This is a genomic window from Streptomyces sp. H27-D2, from assembly GCF_035828615.1.
Lineage (GTDB): Bacteria > Actinomycetota > Actinomycetes > Streptomycetales > Streptomycetaceae > Streptomyces.
The window spans coordinates 24,064-41,966 of sequence record NZ_JAYMZR010000001.1; the positions used below are offsets into that span (position 1 = coordinate 24,064).

21 protein-coding genes are annotated in these 17,903 nt (G+C 68.6%); 11 read left to right on the forward strand and 10 right to left on the reverse strand.

Annotated elements, in window-relative coordinates:
* Positions 1 to 165 precede the first annotated feature (165 nt).
* The 4 genes from QMK28_RS00105 to QMK28_RS00120 form a co-directional block, all read right to left on the reverse strand.
* Positions 166 to 1,035, reverse strand: coding sequence for an isoprenyl transferase (locus tag QMK28_RS00105; protein WP_326434824.1), 870 nt, complete (start codon positions 1,033 to 1,035; stop codon positions 166 to 168).
* Positions 1,036 to 1,117: 82 nt separating this feature from the next.
* On the reverse strand, positions 1,118 to 1,864 hold the full coding sequence (gene recO / locus QMK28_RS00110; protein WP_326434825.1) for a DNA repair protein RecO: 747 nt from the start codon (positions 1,862 to 1,864) through the stop codon (positions 1,118 to 1,120).
* Between the two features lie 70 nt (positions 1,865 to 1,934).
* Positions 1,935 to 2,135: a DUF397 domain-containing protein gene (locus QMK28_RS00115; protein ID WP_326434826.1), complete on the reverse strand. Its 201-nt coding sequence runs from the start codon at positions 2,133 to 2,135 to the stop codon at positions 1,935 to 1,937.
* 10 nt (positions 2,136 to 2,145) lie between these two features.
* Positions 2,146 to 2,997 carry a helix-turn-helix domain-containing protein gene (locus tag QMK28_RS00120; protein ID WP_326434827.1) on the reverse strand — a complete coding sequence of 284 codons (852 nt, stop codon included), beginning with the start codon at positions 2,995 to 2,997 and terminating at the stop codon, positions 2,146 to 2,148.
* Between the two features lie 180 nt (positions 2,998 to 3,177).
* On the opposite strand from QMK28_RS00120, the gene QMK28_RS00125 reads away from it, so the two are divergent.
* From QMK28_RS00125 to QMK28_RS00145, 5 genes are all read left to right on the forward strand, one after another.
* The gene (locus QMK28_RS00125; RefSeq protein ID WP_326434828.1) at positions 3,178 to 3,603 is read left to right on the forward strand and encodes an ATP-binding protein; all 426 of its coding nucleotides are present in this window, start codon (positions 3,178 to 3,180) and stop codon (positions 3,601 to 3,603) included.
* A gap of 549 nt (positions 3,604 to 4,152) precedes the next feature.
* Complete coding sequence (locus QMK28_RS00130; protein ID WP_326434829.1) at positions 4,153 to 4,650, forward strand: hypothetical protein; 498 nt, start codon at positions 4,153 to 4,155, stop codon at positions 4,648 to 4,650.
* A gap of 36 nt (positions 4,651 to 4,686) precedes the next feature.
* Positions 4,687 to 5,247: a hypothetical protein gene (locus QMK28_RS00135; protein ID WP_326434830.1), complete on the forward strand. Its 561-nt coding sequence runs from the start codon at positions 4,687 to 4,689 to the stop codon at positions 5,245 to 5,247.
* Positions 5,248 to 5,279: 32 nt separating this feature from the next.
* On the forward strand, positions 5,280 to 5,585 hold the full coding sequence (locus tag QMK28_RS00140) for a hypothetical protein (RefSeq protein ID WP_326434831.1): 306 nt from the start codon (positions 5,280 to 5,282) through the stop codon (positions 5,583 to 5,585).
* A 228-nt stretch (positions 5,586 to 5,813) separates the two neighbouring features.
* Complete coding sequence (locus QMK28_RS00145; protein ID WP_326434832.1) at positions 5,814 to 6,209, forward strand: hypothetical protein; 396 nt, start codon at positions 5,814 to 5,816, stop codon at positions 6,207 to 6,209.
* 376 nt (positions 6,210 to 6,585) lie between these two features.
* Here QMK28_RS00145 and QMK28_RS00150 read toward each other — a convergent pair whose 3' ends face one another.
* Together QMK28_RS00150 and leuA are read right to left on the reverse strand one after the other, a co-directional pair.
* Positions 6,586 to 7,251 (reverse strand): TerB family tellurite resistance protein, encoded by a 666-nt coding sequence (locus QMK28_RS00150; protein ID WP_326434833.1) that lies wholly within the window; start codon positions 7,249 to 7,251, stop codon positions 6,586 to 6,588.
* 491 nt (positions 7,252 to 7,742) lie between these two features.
* Positions 7,743 to 9,527, reverse strand: coding sequence for a 2-isopropylmalate synthase (leuA, locus tag QMK28_RS00155; protein WP_326434834.1), 1,785 nt, complete (start codon positions 9,525 to 9,527; stop codon positions 7,743 to 7,745).
* 300 nt (positions 9,528 to 9,827) lie between these two features.
* Between leuA and QMK28_RS00160 the strand changes: the two genes are divergently transcribed.
* Together QMK28_RS00160 and QMK28_RS00165 are read left to right on the forward strand one after the other, a co-directional pair.
* Entirely contained in the window at positions 9,828 to 10,937 is a 1,110-nt protein-coding gene (locus tag QMK28_RS00160; RefSeq protein WP_326434835.1) for a M4 family metallopeptidase, read from the forward strand.
* A 75-nt stretch (positions 10,938 to 11,012) separates the two neighbouring features.
* Positions 11,013 to 11,279 (forward strand): protealysin inhibitor emfourin, encoded by a 267-nt coding sequence (locus QMK28_RS00165; RefSeq protein ID WP_326434836.1) that lies wholly within the window; start codon positions 11,013 to 11,015, stop codon positions 11,277 to 11,279.
* A gap of 162 nt (positions 11,280 to 11,441) precedes the next feature.
* Here the strand turns inward: QMK28_RS00165 and era are convergent, their stop codons facing one another.
* The 3 genes from era to QMK28_RS00180 form a co-directional block, all read right to left on the reverse strand.
* Positions 11,442 to 12,380 carry a GTPase Era gene (gene era / locus QMK28_RS00170; RefSeq protein ID WP_326434837.1) on the reverse strand — a complete coding sequence of 313 codons (939 nt, stop codon included), beginning with the start codon at positions 12,378 to 12,380 and terminating at the stop codon, positions 11,442 to 11,444.
* A gap of 193 nt (positions 12,381 to 12,573) precedes the next feature.
* Positions 12,574 to 12,984 (reverse strand): cytidine deaminase, encoded by a 411-nt coding sequence (locus QMK28_RS00175; RefSeq protein ID WP_326434838.1) that lies wholly within the window; start codon positions 12,982 to 12,984, stop codon positions 12,574 to 12,576.
* Positions 12,985 to 13,093: 109 nt separating this feature from the next.
* The gene (locus QMK28_RS00180) at positions 13,094 to 13,915 is read right to left on the reverse strand and encodes a helix-turn-helix transcriptional regulator (protein WP_326434839.1); all 822 of its coding nucleotides are present in this window, start codon (positions 13,913 to 13,915) and stop codon (positions 13,094 to 13,096) included.
* Between the two features lie 186 nt (positions 13,916 to 14,101).
* On the opposite strand from QMK28_RS00180, the gene QMK28_RS00185 reads away from it, so the two are divergent.
* Complete coding sequence (locus QMK28_RS00185; protein WP_326434840.1) at positions 14,102 to 15,628, forward strand: MFS transporter; 1,527 nt, start codon at positions 14,102 to 14,104, stop codon at positions 15,626 to 15,628.
* Positions 15,629 to 15,707: 79 nt separating this feature from the next.
* On the opposite strand, the gene QMK28_RS00190 is transcribed toward QMK28_RS00185, so the two are convergent.
* Entirely contained in the window at positions 15,708 to 16,199 is a 492-nt protein-coding gene (locus tag QMK28_RS00190; protein WP_326434841.1) for a DUF6415 family natural product biosynthesis protein, read from the reverse strand.
* Between the two features lie 76 nt (positions 16,200 to 16,275).
* Between QMK28_RS00190 and QMK28_RS00195 the strand changes: the two genes are divergently transcribed.
* From QMK28_RS00195 to QMK28_RS00205, 3 genes are all read left to right on the forward strand, one after another.
* On the forward strand, positions 16,276 to 17,043 hold the full coding sequence (locus QMK28_RS00195) for a Twin-arginine translocation pathway signal (RefSeq protein WP_326434842.1): 768 nt from the start codon (positions 16,276 to 16,278) through the stop codon (positions 17,041 to 17,043).
* Position 17,044: 1 nt separating this feature from the next.
* Positions 17,045 to 17,359, forward strand: a complete 315-nt coding sequence (locus QMK28_RS00200; protein WP_326434843.1) for a 4a-hydroxytetrahydrobiopterin dehydratase — start codon at positions 17,045 to 17,047, stop codon at positions 17,357 to 17,359.
* Positions 17,360 to 17,453: 94 nt separating this feature from the next.
* Entirely contained in the window at positions 17,454 to 17,753 is a 300-nt protein-coding gene (locus QMK28_RS00205) for a 4a-hydroxytetrahydrobiopterin dehydratase (protein WP_326434844.1), read from the forward strand.
* Positions 17,754 to 17,903 lie beyond the last annotated feature (150 nt).

Genomic DNA, 17,903 nt, shown 5'->3' on the forward strand with positions numbered 1-17,903 from the left:
GGCCGAGCGGTCGCGGGTTGCCCCCGAGAACGCCATTGACCGACCCACTGAGCGGCCCGGACGCCCACCGGCGTCAACTGGGCCGCTCTTGGCTGCACCGGCCACAGGGGGCGCGACCAGCGGGCCGTACGCCCCCCGCGCCAGCCCTCTGCGCCCGCCCGCGCCTCAGCTCTTCGCGGAGTCGCCGCCCGCGGAGTCGTCCTTGGCCGAGCCGCCCTTCGCCGAATCGCCGCCGCTGTTCGGCAGCGCGCCGCCGAAGCGCCGGTCGCGCGAGGCGAACTCGTGGCAGGCGTCCCAGAGGTTACGGCGGTCGAAGTCCGGCCACAGCACGTCCTGGAAGACCATCTCGGCGTAAGCGCTCTGCCAGATCAGGTAGTTGGACGTGCGCTGCTCGCCGGAGGGCCGTACGAAGAGGTCCACGTCCGGCATGTCCGGGTAGTACAGGTACTTCGCGAGGGTCTTCTCGTCGACCTTCGACGGGTCGAGCTTGCCCGCCTTCACATCCGCCGCGAGCGCCGCCGCCGCGTCCGCGATCTCCGCCCGGCCGCCGTAGTTGACGCAGAAGTACAGCGTCATGGCGTCGTTGTCCTTGGTCTGCTCCTGCGCGACCTGCAACTCCTGGACGACCGACTTCCACAGCTTCGGCATCCTGCCGGTCCACCGGATGCGGATGCCCAGCGCGTCCATCTCGTCGCGGCGGCGGCGGATGACGTCCCGGTTGAAGTTCATCAGGAAGCGCACCTCGTCGGGCGAGCGCTTCCAGTTCTCGGTCGAGAAGGCGTACAGCGAGAGGTTCTTGACGCCCATCTCGACGCAGCCCTTGAGGACGTCCATGACGACGGACTCCCCCACCTTGTGGCCCTCGGTGCGCGGCAGCCCGCGCTCCTTCGCCCAGCGCCCGTTGCCGTCCATGACGATCGCCACGTGCTTCGGCACCAGCTCGCCGGGGATCTTCGGCGGGCGGGCACCGGAGGGGTGCGGCTCGGGCGTCTCGTACTCGCGGCGGGTACGGCCCAGAATCCCGCGTCGTGCCATGCGACCCACGTCTCCTCGTTCTCGTTCTCTTGCTCGTTCGGCCGGTCCGGCCCCATGCGCCGCGCGCCTGCCGCTCGCCCGGCTACTTCTCGACGTACCGGAGCGAGCGCAGGCCACGCTCCAAATGCCAGTGCAGATAGGCCGCGACGAGCCCGCTGCCCTCCCTGACGTGCCGCGCCTCGGCGGCGTCCGCCGAGGCCCAGTCGCCGGTCAGCAGCGCCCCCAGCAACTCCAGCGCCTCCGAGGAGGGTACGACGCTTCCCGGCACCCGGCACTCGCCGCAGATGACCCCGCCCGCCGCCACCGAGAAGAACCGGTTGGGCCCCGGCATGCCGCATTTCGCGCACGCGCCGAAGCTGGGGGCGTAGCCGTTGACGGCGAGCGAGCGCAGCAGAAAGGCGTCCATCACCAGATTCGACGCGTGTTCCCCGGCGGCCAGCGTCCGCAGCCCGCCCACGAGCAGCAGATACTGCTGCACCGCGGGCTCGCCCTCATGATCGGTGAACCGCTCGGCGGTCTCCAGCATCGCGGTGCCCGCCGTGTAGCGGGAGTAGTCCGTGACGATGCCGCTACCGTACGGAGCGATCGTCTCGCTCTGCGTGCAGAGCGGCAGCCCCCGGCCGATCAGCTCGGAGCCCCGCGCGAAGAACTGCACGTCGACATGGGAGAACGGCTCCAGCCGCGCCCCGAACTTCGACTTGGTCCGCCGCACCCCACGCGCCACGGCCCGCACCCGCCCGTGCGTACGGGTGAGCAGCGTGATGATCCGGTCCGCCTCACCCAGCTTCTGGGTGCGCAGCACGATGCCGTCGTCGCGGAACAGACTCATGGGCCCATTGTCCCGTACGGCCGACCCGGCCCGGGCCGTCGGGTACGGGGCGGCCGGCGGCGCGGCCGACTCAGCGGGTCAGGTGATCGAACGCGCCGGCCTTGACGCGGTGGATGAACGCACCGAGCTGCGCGGAGCTGGCGGCGGCGACCACGCTCGGGTCGTCGCTCTCGCGGAGCAGGACGGCGTCGGCGGAGAGGGCGAGTTCTACGCAGTTGTTGCCCTCCGCGTCCGCCGAGTAAGAGGACTTCTGCCACTGTATTTCGGACATCTCCATGCCTTCACATTTGTTGTGCGATGGCGCGAATGAAATCGCGTGCGCTTTCGGTGGTGAGGGACATCTCTTCCGTACGGTCCAGAACTCGCCGATAGTTGACGAGAGGAGTTTCCGCGTCCAGGAGAGCCACACCGGTCGGCGAATCGAGTTGCACCGTGTCCAATTGTGGAACCGGACCTGCGAAATAGACCGTGGAGCTCCCCGCGTTGGGGAAACCTCCGGCAGCGAACGGGATGACCCGAACGGTCACATTGTCCCGCTCCGACGCGTCCAGGAGATGCTCCAGTTGCCGCCTGGCCACTTTCCGACCGCCGAACTCCATCCGCAGCGCCGCCTCGTGGACCAGGAACGTGCACTGCGGCGGATCTTCCCGGTCCAGCACATCCCGGCGCTTCAACCGGTGGGACAACCTGCACCGGAGCTGGCTGGGCATGGGCTCCGGAACGGCGCCCGAGAATACGGCCTTGGCATAATCCTCGGTCTGTAGAAGCCCTGGGATGTGCATGATCTGCACCGCGCGCAGGCTCACCGCGTGGAATTCGAGTTCGGCCAGATCGAGCGCATCGACAGCGAGCTTCCCTCGATACTCCTCCCACCAACCCTGCCCACGTTCCGTGGCCATTGCCGCGAGAGCATCGACGTACGCCTGGTCTCCGCTTTCGTAGATGGCGGCGAGCGCCTTGACGCGCCCCTCGCTCATGCCGAGGCGACCGGCTTCCATATTGCTGATCCGCGTCCGGTCGGCACCCAACTGGTCACCGGCGTGCGCGACATTCATTCCGGCGTGCTCGCGCATCTTGCGCAGCTCCGCGCCGAGGCGTCGCTGCCGTGCGGTCGGAGCCGACCTCGGTGACATGTACAGCCTCCCCTTCACTCATCGACCAGTGTCACGCGCGACGTTCCCACAAGTCCATCAACTGCACTAGTTTCACTAAGTGAGTGCATACGTGCACTCACATGCCCTATGGTCCTGCTAGCGCAGCGCAACAACGCGATCACACAAGGTGCTGCCCCCACCGCGTTGGGAGACCAGAGCATGAGCACAGCCCTACTCACCACACCCGCACAGTCCTACCGGCTGAGCGCACCCAACTCCGTTACCAGCCCGAAGGTCTGCCGCGACACCATCGCAGCCCTGCTCTACGCCAACGGACACCACGAACTCGTGGACCCGGCACGGCTGCTGGTATCGGAAATCGTCACGAACATCACCGTCCACACCACCGCCTCCGCCATCCACGTGGAAGCGACCGTGCGGCACGACACCGTGCTCGTATCGGTGCACGACAACGACCCGCACGGCCGCCCCGGCCCGCGCGCGGCGCGCGACGACGAGGAGTCGGGCCGCGGCCTGCTGCTCGTACGGGAGATCGCGTACGCCTGGGGAGTGACCTGGACCGGTGGCCTCCAGCCGACAGGCAAGCGAATCTGGTTCGAGCTGCGCGAGCCCGTGGCCGAGTGATGACAGACGTCCAGGACATCCACACCCTGCTCGCGGGCGTGATGGCCGTGATGAGCGGGGCGTGTCTACTGGCACTCGCCCTCAAGGGAGTTCGAAGCGAACTTCCAGAGTCGGCCCCCACCCCACTCCCGTAGGCGCTGACCACCGGTCAGTTACTGTCGCATGATCGACATCGACATCGACAGCGGCAGCGGTACGGGGAGCAGTGCGTGGCGGAGCCCGGCAAGACACCCGGCATGTCTGTAAGCACTTCTTCGGGCTCGTACGCCGAGGTCCGAAGGACCCCCTGCCCCTGAGCGATGGATACCGGGGAAGGATGGACACTTTCGATGTCGGCCACGGAACGGACTTCGAGGTGCATGTCTACGACAAGGGTGGCCGGGAGGTTGGTATATATGGCAGTGATGGCTGGTTTGAGAAGCATGGTAAGAGTGCAGATGTAGATGTTCCCCAGAGCGTAGAAAACAGACTCAAGGGGGAGGCGGTGAAATTCATGAGGCGCACAGATCGCGTCCCTCCTAGAGGCGCGGCAGATATTTCAGGTGACAAATGGCATCGCCCACGCTTGACAGGAACGGCCTGCAAATGAAGTTTGTGAAAGTGGAATGGAATTCAGAGTTTCACGGATTCCGAACGGACGCGCGCGACTATCTGTCCGAACTGCCGAATCTGCGAGACGGGCTACCGAGCAACGCCTGGGAGTTCGCATCCGATGACGCACACTACGACTACGGAAGCGAACGATGCATCAAAGATTTGGAGCTTTCCGAAATCACTGTTCCAGAAAATGGAAACGGCGTTCTCGCGCTTCGATTCTCGCCAAATAAGTGGAAACACACCGCAGGACTTCGAATTGAATACACAGGCGTATCACATTTTTCGATCGACTACGAAGGAGAAATCGACTGGATGGACGCATATACGACTTTGCTTGACGAGATCCTTCCACACAACGGTGGCTGCCTCCATGAGATCGCACTGAGCGATGCTTCGATCACTGTTCACTGCGCGGATCTCAAAGCACGCTGGGAAGGCCCCGGTGTCTAGCAGATATCGACCACAGAAGGTAATGGATCGACACCTATGACCCAGATCTCAATTACCTCAAGGAGTAACATCTTCGCGATCGAGGTGGTCGATAGTGGCACCTCGGAGGATGTAAAGAGTGCACCCTCCGAGGCAGTTGGTAGAATCACGGTCGGCGAGTTCACGGAAGGGTTCCCCATGAACCTGAGCTTCTGGAGCGCGAGCGACTACCAGAGGAGTTGGAGTCATGCGTTGCAGGTGCTGGCAGAAGATGAGAACGGCGTCTCCTGCCTGATTGCTTCGATCACCGATCCGGAAAACACCAACTTCATCTTCTCCTGGCCTCTCTATCGAAGCCGGGAAGATGTGTACGTGCAAAATGCGATCATATTCCTAGATGAGCTGGACGGTAGATTCAACCCCGAAGAACCCTGGAAATTCGTGGACCCGCACTGCACGATCAATGAGGACGGAGATCGCATCTCTGAATGGCCAACCGGAATGGCCGAGATAAATCGATTCCTTGCGTCAGAAAAGGTCAATAGGGTTCATCTGCTGAAATTGCAGGGCTTGGACCGTGCGGGCGCTCCCGTGGTGTCGCGGCCGCGACCGCACTGACCATCCGGATCTCTCAGTGGGGAGCGCCACCCGTGTCCTACTTCATGAACGACATCAGGGGAGAATCGGTCAACGCGCCGAACGAGGCGCAGATCCGAGAAATCCTGTCAGCCCTGCAGGGCGCGGATGGCGAGCACGCGGATGTTTCCCTGGTCCATGAGTCAGGGTGGTCGCTGAGCGTCTACCCCGAAAAGGTACTGATCTGGGAGAACGTCGAGTATCCGTCGGCTCCTCCACGGGAGTTCTCCCTGGAGTCTTGGCAGGAGATCTTTGACGTTCTGCTGAGAGTCGCCCAAGGGGACATCTCCGCAGTGACGCGGGTGGCTTCAACCGGATAACTTCGATCGCGGCGCGGCACAGACCAAGGCGGCCGGGCGGCGGTAGCTCACGGCCGTAGTCCAGCCCCTCACCGCAACGCGTCGCGCCCCACTGTGAACGACTAGGAACGTCGGCATACAGAAGCCCGACCAGCACAAACAGACCCGCAAGCGGACGCGAGTTCGATTCCCGCCACGGCCTTCACTAAAGCTCCACATATGCCGCGAGGTCGTGCGATAGTCATGCGCATGACGGACCAGGGCAAGTGCAAGCTGGGCATTCTCATCGGGGTGGGAGTCGCCGTAGGGCTGCTGCCCGGCCTCTCGCTGGGCAGCGACATCATCTTCTCGCTCATGCTGGCGGCTGCCGTCTTCATGATCCTCACCACCGCCATCTCCATCGTGCCGTCCTCCGCCCGGCCCTTCGCCCCCGCGACGGTCATGCTCGCCCTGGCGCTGGGCGGAGTGGTTCAGGACCTTCTGCTGTGGCTGCTCGTCTCCTGGCTGGCCAGGATGTTCGGGCTCGGGTTCCAGCTGAACGGCATCGGCACGCTGCTCGCTGCCGCCGTCATCATGCGGACCTGCATCTGGGTGCCACTGCTGCTGTTGCCGGGACGGGCCGTACGGGAGCCCGCTTCCGACTGACAGGTCGCTACGCCGGCAGTACGCGGACGGGGATCGGCGCCTCAAACGGCACCCCCGCCGAAGCCGGCCGCCCGCTCGCCCGGCCCACCCGAAACGTGCTGACCATGCCGGACTTCTGATTCGCGGCGAACAGCAGCGTGCCGGATGGGTAGTCGCGCTCACCGAGGTCCGTCCCGGGCGGCAGGGTGGCCTGCGGCGCGCCGGAAGTCAGCGTCCCGGTGTACGGGGCGTAGCCCCCAACCGGCCTCTCCCCCGAAGAAGTCCACGCCCGCGCCGCCCTACTCCGCGCAGCCGCAGGCATCCCCCGGACGCGGCGCGCCACGTCAGCGCACCGGGGAGCAGCAGGCCGGGGAGTAGCCGGGGAAGCGCCGGCGCGTCAGGACGGCGTACGCGCCGCCGCCAGCAGCCGGGCCGTGTCGTCCGGGCAGATGAGCAGCGCGCTGCCGACCGTCGTGAGGGCCTCGCGTTCGGTCGGGCTGTAGGGGCCGTCGGCGAGGGCGATGCGGGCGCCCTGGAGCAGGATGGACTCGCGGCCGGCCGGGGCCAGGTGCGGGGCCAGTGGTTCGAGGGCCTCGTGCAGCTCGATGGCCAGCGCGGTGCCGCAGGGGTCGAGGCCGTCGCGGCCGTCCGCGTAGGTGCTGGGGAGCCGGCCGGTGTCGGCGGCGAGGGCGGCCAGCAGGGCGAGCAGCTGCTCTTCGCTGCAGTCGGCGAAGCCGGCGGCGCGCACGGCCCGTACGGCGCTCTCGCGGACCGCGCGGGCCTCGGTGCCGCCCGCGGCGAGTACGGCGAGGGCGACGGTGTGCACGGCGTCGCGCAGCATCGCGGAGAAGCGGGTGGTGGTCGGGTGGTCCAGCGCGTCGGTGCCGAAGTGGCCGCGACACGAGGAGCATTCGACGACCGGGCCGGTCGAGCCGCGTGGGAGCAGCGGGATGCCGAGCACGGTGAGCCTGCGGCGGCCGGTGCGGCGGCAGTAGTTGCGGTCGCCTCCGCAGTCCGGGCAGAAGAACTCGCCGTCGGCGATGGTGCGCCAGGACGTACGCATGCCAACAGCACGCAGACTCCGGCCCTGTTGGCCTGGAACTGGCATCACGTCGTACCTCCGTAACGCTTCGGCAACGCTGCCGTATTGACGTGATGTTAGCCACATCGATGATGCGGCGTCAGCACCCCGTGCGAGACAAGTCGGAGCGATTGCAGGTGGGTACGGTTCGCAAGCTCGGCCGGGGGACCCTCGAACGGGGTGATCGGCTCGGGCTGTGAGGACTGTGGGGGCTGCGGGAAAGCCGCCGACCTGGGGATGCCCTCCTTGACCGGAGTGAAGTCCGGTCAGCCTTCAACCAACCCCTGACCTGCGTAGTTGGTTTTGACTATTGCCGCACTGCAATTCTTGACCTGAACATCCTGGTGAAATTTGGCTCGTTCCGATCCGTCCAGGGCCGTTCAGGGGCGTCCAGGGCTATGAAGGCGGGGCCGACCGCTGAGATCAGCGGTCGGCCCCGTCAGGCACACCCGTCAGGCACCCGTCGGACGCCGTCAGGCAGCCCGCGCCGCGCGGTTCACGGCCGATACGACGGCCTTCAGGGAAGCGCGCGTCGTGTTCGCGTCGATGCCGATGCCCCACAGCACCTGGCCGTCGATCGCGCACTCGATGTATGACGCGGCCTGCGCGCTCGCGCCCTCGCTCATTGTGTGCTCGCTGTAGTCCAGCAGCCGCGCGTCCACGCCGACCGCCGCCAGCGCGGCGAAGAACGCGGAGATCGGGCCGTTGCCGGTTCCCGTCAGCACCGTCTCGACGCCGTCCACGACCGCCTCGACGGTCAGCGCGTCCGTGCCGTCGCTGCTGGTCGAGGTCTGCGCGGTGCGCAGCGCGACCCGGCCCCACTGGTTGCTGTCGACCGGCAGGTACTCGTCCTGGAAGGTGGACCAGATCTGCGCGGGGGTGATCTCGCCGCCGTCGGCGTCGGTCTTGGCCTGGATGGTGCGGGAGAACTCGATCTGCATCCGGCGCGGCAGGTCCAGCGCGTGGTCGTTCTTCAGCACGTAGGCGATGCCGCCCTTGCCAGACTGCGAGTTGACCCGGATGACGGCCTCGTACGAGCGGCCGACGTCCTTGGGGTCGATCGGCAGGTACGGCACCGCCCACTCGATCTCGTCGACCGTCTTGTCCTGGGCCTTCGCGTCGGCCGCCATGGCGTCGAAGCCCTTCTTGATGGCGTCCTGGTGGGAGCCGGAGAAGGACGTGTAGACCAGGTCGCCCGCGTACGGGTGGCGCGGGTGGATCTCCATCTGGTTGCAGTACTCGGCGGTGCGGCGGATCTCGTCGATCTGCGAGAAGTCGATCTGCGGGTCGACGCCCTGCGAGAACAGGTTCATGCCCAGCGTGACCAGGTCGACGTTGCCGGTGCGCTCGCCCTGCCCGAACAGGCAGCCCTCGACGCGGTCCGCGCCCGCCATGACGGCCAGTTCGGCGGCGGCGACGGCGGTGCCCCGGTCGTTGTGCGGGTGCGTGGACAGGCAGACGTGCTCGCGGCGGGACAGGTTGCGGGACATCCACTCGAAGCGGTCCGCGTGCGTGCTCGGCGTCGAACGCTCCACCGTGGCGGGCAGGTTGAGGATGATCTCGCGGCCGGCCTCGGGCTGCCAGACGTCCATCACGCTCTCGCAGACCTCCAGCGCGAAGTCCAGCTCGGTGTCGGTGAAGATCTCCGGCGAGTACTGGTAGCCGAAGGCCGTCTCGTCGCCCAGCAGCTTCTCCGCGTACTCCACGACCAGCCGGGTGCCGTCCACGGCGATCTGCTTGACCTGCTCGCGCGAGCCCCGGAAGACGACCCGGCGGAAGACCGGCGCGGTGGCGTTGTACAGGTGGACGGTCGCGCGAGGGGCTCCGCGCAGCGACTCGACCGTGCGCTCGATCAGTTCCTCACGCGCCTGCGTCAGGACCGAGATCGTCACGTCGTCGGGGATCGCGTCCTCTTCGATGATGGAGCGGACGAAGTCGAAGTCGGTGGCCCCCGAGGACGGGAAGCCGACCTCGATCTCCTTGTAGCCCATCCGCACCAGCAGATCGAACATCGCGCGCTTGCGGGCCGGCGACATCGGGTCGATCAGAGCCTGGTTGCCGTCCCGCATGTCGGTGGACAGCCAGCGGGGGGCGGTGGTGATGCGGTTGTCGGGCCAGCTGCGGTCGGGGATCTCCACCGCGTCGTACCGGCCGTACTTGTGGACCGGCATCCCGGACGGGCGCTGCGTGACGCTCGCGGCGGTGATGGGGGTGGGGCGGCCGACGGCGTTGGTCGAGTCAGAGTTCGAGGCAGACATGATGCGTAGGGCTCCAGACGAAGGGCTTCGACGGCCGACGGGGCGAGATCACCGCAGCACCGAACTCCGCGGGGAGGGGGGCCGGCCTACGACTACAGACCCTCGCCGCGGCAGCTAAGAAGAAGCAGCCCGTAACGCATGATGCTTCGCACCCTAGCCGAGCCGCCCGGTGCGCGGCGGTCCCGTATCAGTATGCGGGACGGAGCATCGGTGCCCGGCAAACGCCGATCTTCCACTCTTTTTCGGGAATCATGTCCGCAAGCAGTGACAGTGGCATAACTCAGTGCCACATTGCTCGCCATGGACGCCACACACAATTCTGCCCGCCCGTCTCCCGCCACCACCCCAGCAGGAGGCGCTGCGCGCCACAATGTCTTCTGCACCATCGTGCCTCCACACGTCCTCGACAAGCTCGCACGGGCCGAGGACCCAGCACTCGCCGATCCCGCCCTGCGCACCCTGGCCACCGACGCCGCCCAGCGCACCCGCCGCCGGATCACCACCGTCCGCGGCGCTGTAGCGGCCCCGCCCAGGGCCGACGCGGACAAGCCCAAGCGCACCATCTACGACACCAAGCACCACGAGACGCTGCCCGGCCGCAAGGTCTGCGGCGAGGGCGACAAGCCCGGCAAGGACGAGACCGTCAACCGCGCGTACGCCGGTCTCGGCGCGACCTTCGAGCTCTACCTCAAGGCGTTCGGCCGCAAGTCGATCGACGACTCGGGGCTGCCGCTGAACGCGACCGTGCACTACGGCGAGGACTACGGCAACGCTTTCTGGGACGGCGAGCGGATGGTCTTCGGCGACGGCGACGGCGAGATCTTCCTCGACTTCACCATCCCGGTCGACGTGATCGGCCACGAACTCACCCACGGCGTCACGCAGTACAGCGCCAACCTGGAGTACTTCGGCCAGTCCGGCGCCCTCAACGAGTCGATGTCCGACGTCTTCGGCTCGCTCATCAAGCAGTACTCGCTCGGCCAGACCGCCGACCAGGCCGATTGGCTGATCGGCGCCGGCCTGCTCGCGCCGCGCGTCACCGGCGAGGCGCTGCGCAGTATGAAGGCCCCGGGCACCGCGTACGACGACGACGTGCTCGGCAAGGACCCGCAGCCGGGCACCATGGACCACTACGTCCAGACCTCCCGCGACAACGGCGGCGTGCACATCAACTCCGGCATCCCCAACCACGCGTTCTACTTTGTGGCCGAAGCGCTCGGCGGCAAGGCGTGGGAGCGGGCCGGGCAGATCTGGTACGACGTGCTGACCGGCGGCGAACTGGGCTCGGACGCGCAGTTCACGGACTTCGCACGCCTCACGACGGCGGCGGCGCGGGCCCGCTACGGCGAGGGCGTGGAGCAGAAGGCGCTGCTCAAGGCGTGGGCGCAGGTCGGTGTGCCGACCTCGTAGCGGAGTCAGGCTCTCGTTCTCGCGTCGGAGCCACGCTCGGTGGCCACCGGCCCCCGAGCGCGGTAGGAAGAAGGCATGCGTATTCAGGTAAGGCGTACAGGAGGATTCGCGGGCATCGAGCGGCACGCCGAGGTGGAGACCTCGGAGCGGACCGACGCCCCGGAGTGGCACGCCCTGGCTGAAGAGGCAGCCGCCTCGGGCCGGGGCACGCCCCCCATCGGGGTGCCCGACGGTTTCACCTACCAGATCACCGTCAACGGCGACACGGTCTACTGCTCCGACCCGAGGCTGAGCGAGGCCCAGCGCAAGCTGATCTCGCGGGTGCTCAAGGAAGGCGCGTAGCGGGGGCAGCCCCGGCCCGTCGGGCGACCGTCGGGCCGAGTGGCTGCCGGGTGGCCGGCCGGGTCCGGGCCGGCCACCCGGTCCCGGCCGAGTCGTCCGGCTCGGTCGGGGCGTCCGGCTCGGTCGGGGCGTCCGGGCGGATCCCGCTGGGCCGGAACCGGGCTAGAAACCGAGCTTGCGGAGCTGCTTCGGGTCGCGCTGCCAGTCCTTGGCGACCTTGACGTGCAGGTCGAGGAAGACCGGGGTGCCGAGCAGCGCCTCGATGTGCTTCCGCGACTTCGTGCCGACTTCCTTCAGCCGGGCGCCCTTGGGGCCGATGATGATGCCCTTCTGGCTGGAGCGCTCGATGTAGACGAAGGCGTGGATGTCGAGCAGCGGCTTGTCCTCGGGGCGGTCCTCGCGCGGGATCATCTCCTCGACGACGACCGCGATGGAGTGCGGCAGTTCGTCGCGCACGCCTTCCAGCGCGGCTTCCCGGATCAGCTCCGCGACCATGACCTGCTCGGGCTCGTCGGTGAGGTCGCCCTCCGGGTAGAGCTGCGGGCCCTCGGGGAGCAGCGGGACCAGCAGGTCGGCGAGGAGCGAGACCTGCTTGTCGCCGACCGCCGAGACCGGGATGATCTCCGCCCACTCGATGCCCAGCTCCTTGCCGAGCTGGTCGATGGCGAGGAGCTGCTCGGCGAGCGTCTTGGAGTCCACCAGGTCGGTCTTGGTGACGATCGCGACCTTGGGGGTGCGCTTGGCCTGGGCCAGCTCCTTGGCGATGTAACGGTCGCCGGGGCCGAGCTTCTGATCGGCCGGCAGGCAGAAGCCGATCACGTCGACCTCGGCCCAGGTGGCGCGCACGACGTCGTTGAGGCGCTCACCGAGCAGCGTGCGCGGCTTGTGCAGACCGGGGGTGTCGACGAGCACCAGCTGTGCGTCGGGACGGTGCACGATGCCGCGCACGGTGTGCCGGGTGGTCTGCGGCCGGCTGGAGGTGATCGCCACCTTGATGCCGACCAGAGCGTTCGTGAGGGTGGACTTGCCTGCGTTCGGCCGGCCCACGAAGCAGGCGAAGCCGGACCGGTGGGCGACGGAGGAGTCGTTACGAGCGCTCATGCGCTCATTCTCTCCGATCGCACGGCCGCTGCCGACCAGCGGTCCCCGATGATCTCGGGGCAGGGCCGGGTCGGCCTGGGAGCGGGGTCCGGGACGGAAGGGCTTCCCTGCGACCTGACTGACCCGACTGACCTGACTGACCTGACTGACCGACTTGCGGTGCGGCTGCCTGTCGCGCCTTGGTGCCCGCTTGCTACGCCTCGCCGCCTGCCGGCACCGAAGCGCGCGCGACGCCGTCGAGGCCGGCGAGCAGCACCGGGGTGTCCGGGCCGCCCAGATCCCGTACAGCGGCGCGGTCCGCGTCAGCCACGGTCTCGGCCGCGCTGACGACCGCCGCCGCCTCCAGGGACTGCGCGCCGCTGGCGACGGCCATCGCGACGGCGGTCTGGAGGGCGGACAGCCGCAACGAGTCGAGAGCGACGGTGCCGGCGACGTAGGTCCGGCCGGTCTCGTCGCGGACGGCCGCGCCCTCGGGCACGCCGTTGCGGGCGCGGACGGAGCGCGCCAGCGTGATGATCTTGCGGTCCTCGGGGTCCAAGGCGCTGGGGTCCGAGGCGCCGGGGGCGGACGCGTCGGGGGCCGGGGCAGGGGTCGCTTCGCTCATGCGGGCGAGCATACGACCCGTGACCAGCGCTCCGGCGAACGGGACCGGCCCGCCAGCCCGCCCCCGCGCCGGTCGGCTCGGCTCAAGGGGCCGGAGCGGCCGAGGCGGCTCAACCCGCGACCTGGTACATGCCGCCTCTGCGGCCCTCCGGCGAGGTCAGCCATTCCAGCTTCGCCGCCGTGTCCGTGGCCGGCCGGGGGTTGTGCAGCACGATCACCAGGTCGGGCCGGGCCGGGATGTTCAGTTGCGTGGACTCGAAGAAGAGCGCGCCGACCAGCGGGTGCTCCAGCTCCTTGTGCAGTTGGCCGCCCGCCTCGACATCGCGCCGGGCCCACAGCTCGGCGAACTCCGGGCTCGCCTCGGACACCTGCCGGACGACCTCCGCGAACCCCTCGTCGTCGGGGTGCTGCGAGCACGCGACGCGGAACTGGGCAACGACCCAGGGCGCGGTCTGCTCCCAGCTCTTGGTCCGCGCCCGGTAGACCGGGTCGGTGAAGAAGGAGAGCACGCAGTTCTGCGGGGCTTCCTGCCGGAAGCCCATCACCAGCGCCGCCGAGTCGTTGTAGGCGATGGTGTTCCAGTACTGGTCGAGGATGTGCGCCGGGAAGGGCATCCACGCGTCGATCAGCCGGTGGAGACCCTCGCACAGGTGGTCCGACTCGTGCTCGGAGCGGGGCAACGGCGGGTTGAGCCCCGCCAGTACGTACAGATGGCGGCGCTCCACGCCGGTCAGCTTGAGCACCCGCGCGACCGCGTCCAGGACCTGCGACGAGACGGTGATGTCGCGGCCCTGCTCCAGCCACTGGTACCAGGACGCGCCCACTCCGGCCAGCACGGCGACCTCTTCGCGGCGCAGACCGGGCGTCCGCCGACGGGCCCCGCCGTCCGGCAGCCCCGCTTCGGTCGGGCTGACCCGGGCCCTGCGGCTCATGAGAAAGTCGCGGAGTTCCTGATGCCGACGTGATTTGGCGCTGCTCGCGACTGCTGTCCGGGCGACGGCCACGTGGTTTCCCCCCTCGTTGGGCTGCCTGGTGGTGCGGCCAAGCTGCCTGGTGGTGCGGCCAACAGGATAATCTCCGGCTCCCCACGCACCCTCGGATCAGTCGAACGTAGCGGCATGACCATCGATTCCCCCTCCCTGGCCCCCGCACCTCCCGCTCCGCCCGGCGATACCGCAGTTCACCCCACCCCCGCTCGCACCCCGTCCGCCGCCCCGGAACGGCTCTCCACCCGCGCCAAGCTGGTGCTGTTCGTGCTGTGCGCGGCCCAGTTCATGATCGCTCTCGACTTCTCGATCCTGAATGTGGCGCTGCCCGTCCTCGGCAAGGACCTGGGCATGGGGCAGGCCGACCTCCAGTGGGCGGTGACCGCCTTCGCCCTGCCGTCCGGCGGCTTCCTGCTGCTGTTCGGCCGGATCGCCGACCTGTACGGGCGGCGCAAGCTCTTCCTCACCGGGCTCGGCGTGTTCGCCGTGGCCTCCGTCCTCGCGGCGCTGGCCTGGGACCCCGCCTCGTTCCTGGCCGGGCGCGCGTTGCAGGGCCTCGGTGCGGCGATCATCGTGCCGACCGGCATGTCGCTGCTGACCACGACCTTCCCCGAGGGCCCGCAGCGCGAGCGGGCGCTGGGCATCAGCGGCACGCTGCTCTCGCTCGGGTTCACGATCGGCATGGTGCTCGGCGGCGCGATGACCGACACCGTCGGCTGGCGCTCCACCATGGGGCTGCTCGCGGTGGCCGGCGCGCTGGTGCTGCTGGCCGCGCCCAAGCTGCTCAGCGAGTCCCGGCACCCGCAGCGACCGCGTATCGACGTACCCGGCGCGATCACCGTCACCGGCGCGCTCCTCTCCCTGATCTACGGCCTGTCGACAGCCGCGCAGCAGGGCTTCGGCAGCCTCGACGTGATCGTGACCCTGGTGGCGGGCGTCCTGCTGCTGGCCGCGTTCATCGCGGTCGAGTCGCGCTCCGCGCAGCCGCTGGTGTCGCTGAAGATGCTGCGCCGCCGCAGTGTCGCCTGGGGCAACCTGGGCGGCATCGCGACCTTCTCGATGATGAGCACGGTCGTCTTCCTGCTGACCCTCTACCTCCAGGAAGTCCTGAAGCTGTCCGCGCTCCAGACCGGCCTGATCTTCGGCGTGCAGGGCGCGCTGTCAGCCGTCGCCGGCGTGCTGGCGCCCAAGGTCATCGGCCGCTTCGGCGCCCGGAACACCCTGGTCGGCGCCCTGCTGCTGCAAGCTGTCTTCACCGCGTCGCTGCTGGGCCTCGGCGTCGCCTCCGGCGCGTGGCTCGCGCTGGTCGGCGTGTCAGTCGCCAGCGTCGGCCACCTGGGCGCGATCATCTCGTACGGCGTCATCGCGACCTCCGGCCTGCCCGACGACGAGCAGGGTCTGGCAACCGGCCTGGTGACCAGTTCGCAGCAGGTGGGCATCACCATCGGCATCCCGCTGTTGAGCGCGCTGGCCTCGGCCCATGTCGCCGTCCTCCGCGACGGCGGCGACGGCTTCGCGGCGTCGACGCTGGGCGGAATCAAGCTCGGCCTGGGCGTGGACGCGGCGGTCGTGGCGGTGGTGGCCGTGCTGGTGGCCTTCGGGCTGAGCCGGCGGGCCGACGGCGGGGTGGCCGTGGGCGGCCGTACGGGCGGGGTGTGACGGGCGGGGTGTGACGGGCGGGGTGTGACGGGCGGAACTGCTATCCGCCCCCCATAGCCAGCGGGCGGGCCGGCATTCGTCACGCGTCGGGGTGCTGTTCAAGGAGCCAGCGGCAGTCGCGGGCGAGCTGGCGGACCTGGCGCTGCGCGGAGAGCAGCCCCGCGCCGAGTCCCTGGTCGACCTGGCGGCGGATGCCGTCGAGGCGGGCCCGGTGCGCGTACCACTCCCTGCCGCCGTGCCGCATCCGGTCGACCTTCGCCTCGACCTCCGGGAGCAGCAGGTGGATGTGACCGCGCAACAGCTGCTCCAGTCCGGCGAGTTCCTCGATGCGCAGTGGGGCGCTGCGCTCGGTCAGGCCGTGGCTGATCGTCTTCTTGACGGTGTCCCGGTCGACCGGATCGCCGTTCGTCTCGGCACCTGGGGACGCGACGGCGCGGAATCCGGCAGTGCCCTCGGCGCTCACGGGAACAGGCAGTCCCCGTCGCTCCGTACCCGGTCTCGGTCCGTCGGGGAACCGGTCGGGAGCGGCTGCGGGTGCCGCGTCGGTGGCGGTGGTGGTGTCACGGTCCATGGCTCCAGCGAACCGTCTGGGCGGCCTTCGCGCGGGAGCCTGCGCACGGTCCATTTTCGAGCTGATAGACCGTCTCGTGCGGTCGGCGCAGGGTGAGACGCGGCAGGGCCTCCTGCGCGTCAGCACGGCGTACGCGGCCCTGGTGGGGTGGCTGTACCAGGACGCGGGCGACATGGCGGGCGCGTCGTTCTGGCGAGGCGTGACGCAGGAGATCGCCCTGCGGTCCCGCGATCCTCACCTCATCGGGTACGCCCTGGTCAATCAGGCACAGGTGCGGACGGACCTCGGCGACGGCCTCGGCGTCATCGACCTGTGCGAGGCGGCATTGCAGGACACCGGCCGTGTCATGCCGAAGGTGCGGATCATGGCGATGCAGCAGCAGGCGCACGGTGCCAGCCTCGTCGGCGACCGAGCCGCAGTCGACCGGCTGCTCGACGATGCGGACCCGCTGCTGGGTCGTGCCGATGACGAACGCCCCTGGGGGAACGCGTGCAAGCGCACTCCGGGGTACCTCGAAGTGCAGCGGGCTACGTGTTACGGGCGGCTCGGACTCGGCGCGGAGGCGAGCACGCTGTGGACGCAAGTGCTCGGTGCGGTCCCCTCCACGGCGCACCGGGACCGAGGGGTCTACCTGGCCCGCCATGCCACGGCGGCTGCCACGGCGAGAGAGCCGGAGCAGGCTGTGGCGATTGCCCGTGAGGCCGTGCAGATCGCGGTCGAGACCAGGTCCGCGCGGATGCGGCAGGAGTTGAGCGCTCTGGAGCGGGCCATGCAGCCGTGGCACGATGCCCTACTCGGCCGGGATCTCACGGAGGTTCTGGCCCCCATCGCTGAGAGGGGATGACGTGGCTGACGGACCAGTGCCGCTGACGGAAGAGGAGATCGCCGAGCGGCTGCGACAGGTGCCGGGGTGGCAGAGGCAGCGGGACGCGATCTCCCGTGCTTACGGGATCCGGTATCACGGTGGGGTAGCGCTGATCGTGCACGTCGCGGACATCGAGCGGCTCATCGGCCACCACGCGGACATCGATCTCCGCTGGGATCACGTGCGGTTCGAGATCACCACGCACGACGCCGGCCACAAGCTGACCGCAGCGGACTTCGACCTCGCGCGGCGCATCGACAAGATCGCAGCGGCGCACGAGGCTACGCCCCGCTGAGCGCACTGGATGCGGCCATGGCTCCGTGGCAGGCTGAGCCGGTCGGTCAGGAGCTGGCCGGGATTCTGGCACACATGGGGTAGGGGGTACGGCTGTGGCTGAGGCTCTGACTCGGGACCAGATCGAGGAGCGGATCAAGGATCTGCCTGGTTGGTCGACGGACGGTAGGAAGATCGAGCGTTCCTACGCCGTTCCGCACATCGCGGGTGCGGCGTTCATCGTCCGCATCGCGGCGATTCAGGACGGTCTCGGGCACCACTCCGAGGCCACGCTCGGATACAAGGCCGTGCGGGTGTCGATCAGTTCGAGCGACCTCGGCGGGCATGTCGCTGAACACGACATCGAGCTGGCCCGCCGGATCGAGACGGCGGCGAGCGGGCACGGCGCGGCCTGAGGATGGGACCAGGACGGGGGGCGGGGCGCGGTGCGTTCGAGGCCGCGCGGCCGGTCACCGCTGGCGGCGCTGCGGATCGGGCCGGGAAAGACCCGGCTTGACCTCCAGGCCGGGCCTTGATCACTTGGGGTGAGTAACGGGACTTGAACC